Raw genomic sequence first — 236 nt, forward strand, 5'->3', positions numbered from 1 at the left:
GTACCAAAGAAGGTTAAGGACTACTACACCAAAGTAGTGGCCATGGACTTTTTGCGGGGTCCAGTCAATGTGGTATCAGCCGCTAAATGGGGCGCTACGCAAGTTTTTAGACGGGTAAAAGGGCCGATTAAATCACCTTATTATACCTTCGATGATGTCAAAAATTGGGCGACCAACAATACCGCACTTGCTGCTGAAAATTTGATGCTGGCACTGCGAGCACATGGGTTTGATAG

General features: G+C 46.2%; 1 pseudogene. It reads left to right on the forward strand.

Annotated features, from left to right (window positions below):
- Positions 1–236: pseudogene (locus tag AAEY72_RS16330) on the forward strand (nitroreductase family protein); the annotation flags it as partial.

This window comes from Psychrobacter sp. W2-37-MNA-CIBAN-0211 (assembly GCF_040309405.1).
Lineage (GTDB): Bacteria > Pseudomonadota > Gammaproteobacteria > Pseudomonadales > Moraxellaceae > Psychrobacter > Psychrobacter glaciei.